The sequence below is a fragment of the Streptomyces sp. NTH33 genome (assembly GCF_003236365.1).
Classification (GTDB): Bacteria; Actinomycetota; Actinomycetes; order Streptomycetales; family Streptomycetaceae; genus Streptomyces.
Map to the genome: position 1 here is coordinate 1 of NZ_POTZ01000490.1, position 5015 is coordinate 5015.

A 5015-nucleotide genomic window follows, 5' to 3' on the forward strand; every position below is an offset into this window, starting at 1 on the left:
CAGGAGCCGGCCTCTCCCCCGCGGCGAAGTGGCCGTCCGGCCCCCGGCGCCGGTCCATGCCCCCCTTCGCCGGTCCGGTGACGGTGGCGGTGGTGGCAGCCGGAGCGATCCTGCGGTTCTGGGCGCCCTCACCTCTGTGGCTGGACGAGGCACAGAGCGTGGCCATCGCCCGCATGCCCCTGCACCGGCTTCCGGAGGCGCTGCGGCACGACGGCTCCCCGCCCCTGTACTACGTGTGTCTGCATCTGTGGATGGCCGCCTTCGGCACCGGTGACGCCGCCGTGCGGAGTCTGTCGGGGGCGTTCAGCCTCCTCGCGCTGCCGTTGTTCCGGCGTTGGGGCCTGCTGCTGGGCGGGCCTCGCCTCGGCACCGTGACCCTGCTTCTCGCGGCGGTCAATCCCTGGTTGATCCGGTACGCCTCCGAAGCCCGCATGTACGCCCTGGTCGTCCTGCTGGTCCTGCTCCTCGCGCTGGCGCTGCGGCGTCTGCGGGAGCACCCCGGCCCGCTGAACACCCTGATGACCGCTGTACCGGGCGGCCTGCTCCTCCTGACGCACTACTGGGCACTGTTCCTGCTGACAGCCATCGGCGCGGTCGCGACGGTGCGGTGGCTGTGCCGCGGCCGGCGAGCGGCCGACGCCTGGACGCCGGCGGCCCTGGCCCTGTCGCTGGTCGCCCTCCTTCCCTGGGCGCCCGTCCTCCTCTTCCAGATCCGCCACACGGGGACCCCCTGGGCCGCGCCACCGGCCTGGCACTCGTGGACCGAACTGGTCGGCTACTGGTCCGCCGGGGGCCGGCCGGTGCACGCGCCGCTCTCGCTGCTGCTGTGGCCCCCACTGCTGGCCGGCCTGTTCCTGCGCAGGGACGGCGCCGGCCGGCCGGCGCCCGCCTGGAGGACACGGTCGCCCCTCGACGCGGTGGCCGCCGTGACCGTACTGACGCTGGTCCTGGCCTACGCCGCCTGCAGCATCCTGGACTCCGCCTTCGTGGCGCGCTACTCGGCGGTCGTCGTGGCCCCCGTCGTACTGATCGCCGCCTCCGGAACCACCTTGCTGCCCCGCCGTGCCCAACTGCCCTCCCTCGGCGCCCTCCTGACGGCATGGCTCGCCGTCGCCGCCCTGAACCTCTCCCTTCCCCGCACACAGGCCGGTCAGATCGCCGCGGTCGTCAACCGGCAAGCCGCGGCGGGCGACACCGTCGTCTTCTGCCCCGACCAGCTGGGCCCCCCTGTCACCCGGCTCCTGCACGCACCGGCCGGACGGCTGGCCTACCCCACCGCACAGGATCCTGCCGTGGTCGACTGGGTCGACTACGAGCGCCGCAACAAGAGCGCGTCCGCCGGCGCCTTCGCCACCCGGCTGCTGGCCCGCACGTCCGGTCGGGCACGCATCTGGCTGGTCACCCGCGACGGGTATCGCACCTACGGCCATCAGTGCGCGGATCTCCGCCACGCCCTCGCCGACGCCCTCGGCCCGCCCCAGGTCCAGGTCCCCCTGCTCCCGCGAGTCCCCGAAAGCGCGACCCTGCTCGTGTACCGGTCCCGAGTCCCGGCTCGGACACCGGCCGCAGGCTGATCCGCCGGGAGAGCACCGCCGGGCGGTGTGCTCCGCGTCGGCTACGATCACCACACCCCGCTGTGTCCGATCTTCGCCACGGCTACGGCCGTGTGGAGGAGAACGATGATCTTCATCACCGCCAAGTTCCGTGTCCGCCCCGAGTACGCCGACCAGTGGCCGGAGATCGCCGCCGAGTTCACCGCGGCCACGCGCGACGAGCCGGGCTGCCTGTGGTTCGACTGGTCCCGCAGCGTCGAGGACCCGACGGAGTACGTCCTGGTCGAGGCCTTCCGCGACGACGAGGCGGGGGCGGCCCACGTGCAGTCCGAGCACTTCAAGGCCGCGCAGCGGACCCTGCCGCCCCACCTGGCCGAGACGCCTCGGATCGTGAACACGACGGTTCCGCAGGACGACTGGTCGCTGCTGGGCGAGATGAGCGTCCCCGGACAGGAGTGACAACACCGCCGAGCGCTCGCGAAGACGCCGGGGCCCGGGGGCCGTTCCACCGTTCGGAGCACGACGTCGTCCGCGGAGTTGCGCCGCCGGCCGGCTGGGCACAGGCTCGTGGATGTGCCGGCGGGCGGAGCCCTGGTCCCGCCCGCCGCGAAACGCGAATGGAGGAATGGCCCATGGCGACGTGCGAAGTCTGCGGCAATGACTACGAGATGGCCTTCGAAGTGCGGGCGGCTGGAGCGACGCACGTCTTCGACAGCTTGGAGTGCGCGGCCCAGCGCATGGCCCCGAGCTGCGACAACTGCAGCTGCCGGATCCTGGGCCACGGGCTGCAGGCGGACGGACAGTTCTTCTGCTGCGCCCACTGCGCACGGCAGAAGGGCCACTCCCAACTGGTCGACCACGCCTGACACGGCAGTACCGCAGCACTGACATGTCCCGCGCGGACCGAGCCGACGCCGTGGAGGAGACCGTGATGGAGGAGCACTTCGTCTGGGTGACGACACGCCGCCTTCGGCCGGGCACACTGGAGGAGTTCGAAAGGGCGTGGCGCCCGGCCACCTATCCGCAGGGCCTGCTCCGCTCCTACGCGTACTGGTCCGACGACGGACAGGAGGTCACCGGAGTGTCGTTCTGGACCTCCCGGGAGGCGTGCGACGCCTGGCGGGGCTCCGAGCCGGAGGCGCAGCGGCGTGCGGCCATGGCCCCGTACGTCGTCGAGGAGCGGGAGGGCTTCTACCGCGGCCGGGAACTCGCCGCCCCCCAGCGGTAGCGCCCCGGGCGGGCCGGGCAGGCAGCCCGGGCCGCGACCGCCCCCGTACACGCGGACTCGCCGATCGGGGCCGCTTCGGCATCCGGGCCGTGTCCCGCCCGTACCCTCGGCGCTATGACGCTCTCGGACGGAACCCACCGGCTCGGGCCCTCGGCCGGTCGCCTCCTGATCAGGACCGGCCGTGCCGGACTGGGCCGGAGAGCGGGGCACGACCTCACGCTCGAGGCCACCCGGTGGTCCGGCGAGGCGGTCGTGGCCGTCGGTGAGCCCGGCAGGTCGTCGGTGAGTGTGACGGTCGAGGCGGGCTCGTTGGAGGTCCGGGAGGGAACGGGCGGGCTGAAGGCGCTCACCGACGCCGACCGGGCCGACATCAAGCGGACGCTGTCGGGCAGAGGTCTGCTCGACACATCGGAGCACCCCACGATCGTCTTCCGCTCCACCGGTGTCACCGGAACGCCGCAGTCGTTCGAGATCACCGGGGACCTCACCGTCAAGGGCCGGACCCGGCCCGTGACGGTGCACGGGGAGGAGGACGACCGGGGAACGGTGCGGGGCTGGGCAACCGTCACGCAGTCCCACTGGGGGATCAAGCCCTACACCGCGTTCCTGGGCGCCTTGCGGCTGGCCGACGACGTCCGGGTGGAGTTCGAGGTGACCGGCCTCGAACCGGCCGGCGGGGCGGCGCAGCCGGAGGGGACCGGGTGAGCGGGATTCTCCTCGCCCACCGGTTCAAGACCACGATTTGAACTGCAGCTTCACCGGCTGTTTCGGGTACCCGACGGTGGCGGTGGCTGTGCCGTACGGATCTATCAGGGTGTTCCAGTCGGGCCGGTTCAGCTGTCCGGTGATGGTGACGGTGCCCCCCTTGCGTACCGGCTTCGGGGTGGCTTTCACCGTCAGCGTGGTCTGCTTCAGCACCGGGACGCTCGTGCCGGGCAGGTCCGCGTACTCGGGGTACTTCGAGTTCAGGAGGTACCGGCCGCCGTCGTACGCGTAGCCGGATACCTGCAGCCAGGCCGGCATCGTCGCCGAGTTGTGCAGCTGCGTGGGATAGAGCGTCGCGGTTCCGGTGCAGGTCGAGACGGTGGACGTGGTCTTCTCGCACGTCATGTTCTGCCCGGCCGGGCCGTCCAGGTAGAAGGAGAAGGAGGAGCTGTACCCGTCGCCGATCCAGAGCATCGCGTCGATGGTGGTGATGCCGCCGGAGCTGTTGTCGAGCTGGACCGTGATCGGGACCGAGACGCGGTCCCTGGTGCCCACCACGATGGGCTTGCCTCCGTATCGTGACAAGGGCCGCACCACCAAGGCGCGGCGTCCCGAATCCCGCCATAGGAAGATCACGCGGGTGCCGCTCCCGGCACGGCTCTACGCAGATGAACTCCCCGCGAATTCAACAAACTTGACGGCGAATTTCTCAAACTTGTCATTGACATGCCAACATCTACGCGCGTCATCATAGGCGCATGAGATTCCCCCCACGCACCACCCGTATCGGCGCCGCGGGCGCCCTCCTGTCCGCTCTCCTCGTCGGCGGCACCGTCGCCGCCGGGCCGGCGGACGCCGCCGCGACCGCGGTCGGCAGCATCTGCTACAGCGCGCTGCCCTCCCAGGCGTACGACACGCTCCGCCTGATCGACAAGGGCGGTCCCTTCCCGTACTCCCAGGACGGCGCCGTCTTCCAGAACCGTGAGGGCGTCCTGCCCAAGCAATCGACCGGGTACTACCACGAGTACACCGTCGTCACCCCGGGCTCCCCCGACCGCGGAGCCCGCCGCATAGTCACCGGCCAGAAGACCCGGGAGGACCACTACACCTCGGACCACTACGTCACGTTCAAACTGGTCAACTTCGGCTGCTGAGCCACTGGTTCCGGTCGCGGACTCGGACTTCCGCATCCGGCACGACCCTCGCCCCGCGGACCCTCCACGTACAACGGCCGCGGGGCGGCATATCGCCGACAAGCCACCATGGCTGGGGCAGCAAAGAAACGAGCCGGCCCCGCCGGTACGTGCCACTGTGTCACCACCCGTGGGCCTGCGTCCCAGACTTTGTCATTGACGCGAAGAAAGCCGGGGCCGCCTTGAGGATCTTGTTGGCCCGGCGCAGCAGGCGGCGGGGAAGGTGCAGGCGGCTTTTCGCCGGAGCCGGGCACCCCGTTCAGTGCGGTGGCGGTAGCGGGTCCAGGGCGTTGCCGACGGTGCAGCCGCCCTCTCCGGGCATCCGCTGGATCCGGG

The 5015-nt window shown here is 71.2% G+C and carries 7 protein-coding genes; 6 read left to right on the forward strand and 1 reads right to left on the reverse strand.

The window, feature by feature from the left end:
- The 5 genes from C1I97_RS31240 to C1I97_RS31260 form a co-directional block, all read left to right on the forward strand.
- A partial coding sequence (locus C1I97_RS31240) for a glycosyltransferase family 39 protein (RefSeq protein WP_111006432.1) occupies nt 1-1574 on the forward strand: 1574 nt, incomplete at its 5' end.
- Between the two features lie 105 nt (nt 1575-1679).
- Nucleotides 1680-2012, forward strand: coding sequence for a putative quinol monooxygenase (locus C1I97_RS31245; protein WP_111006433.1), 333 nt, complete (start codon nt 1680-1682; stop codon nt 2010-2012).
- Nucleotides 2013-2185: 173 nt separating this feature from the next.
- Nucleotides 2186-2419, forward strand: coding sequence for a hypothetical protein (locus C1I97_RS31250; protein ID WP_111006434.1), 234 nt, complete (start codon nt 2186-2188; stop codon nt 2417-2419).
- A gap of 23 nt (nt 2420-2442) precedes the next feature.
- Nucleotides 2443-2781 (forward strand): antibiotic biosynthesis monooxygenase, encoded by a 339-nt coding sequence (locus C1I97_RS31255; protein WP_258382823.1) that lies wholly within the window; start codon nt 2443-2445, stop codon nt 2779-2781.
- A 114-nt stretch (nt 2782-2895) separates the two neighbouring features.
- Nucleotides 2896-3486, forward strand: a complete 591-nt coding sequence (locus tag C1I97_RS31260) for a YceI family protein (protein ID WP_111006435.1) — start codon at nt 2896-2898, stop codon at nt 3484-3486.
- Between the two features lie 24 nt (nt 3487-3510).
- On the opposite strand, the gene C1I97_RS31265 is transcribed toward C1I97_RS31260, so the two are convergent.
- A complete protein-coding gene (locus tag C1I97_RS31265) occupies nt 3511-4071 on the reverse strand; it encodes a hypothetical protein (protein WP_146608347.1) in 561 nt (186 codons plus the stop codon).
- Between the two features lie 173 nt (nt 4072-4244).
- Between C1I97_RS31265 and C1I97_RS31270 the strand changes: the two genes are divergently transcribed.
- Nucleotides 4245-4640, forward strand: a complete 396-nt coding sequence (locus tag C1I97_RS31270) for a ribonuclease domain-containing protein (RefSeq protein WP_111006437.1) — start codon at nt 4245-4247, stop codon at nt 4638-4640.
- The last annotated feature ends 375 nt before the right edge of the window (nt 4641-5015 follow it).

Coding starts and splice junctions, on each gene's coding strand:
- C1I97_RS31245 (WP_111006433.1), top strand. CDS start 1,680: ATGATCTTCATCACCGCCAAGTTCCGTGTCCGCCCCGAGTACGCCGAC.
- C1I97_RS31250 (WP_111006434.1), top strand. CDS start 2,186: ATGGCGACGTGCGAAGTCTGCGGCAATGACTACGAGATGGCCTTCGAA.
- C1I97_RS31255 (WP_258382823.1), top strand. CDS start 2,443: ATGTCCCGCGCGGACCGAGCCGACGCCGTGGAGGAGACCGTGATGGAG.
- C1I97_RS31260 (WP_111006435.1), top strand. CDS start 2,896: ATGACGCTCTCGGACGGAACCCACCGGCTCGGGCCCTCGGCCGGTCGC.
- C1I97_RS31270 (WP_111006437.1), top strand. CDS start 4,245: ATGAGATTCCCCCCACGCACCACCCGTATCGGCGCCGCGGGCGCCCTC.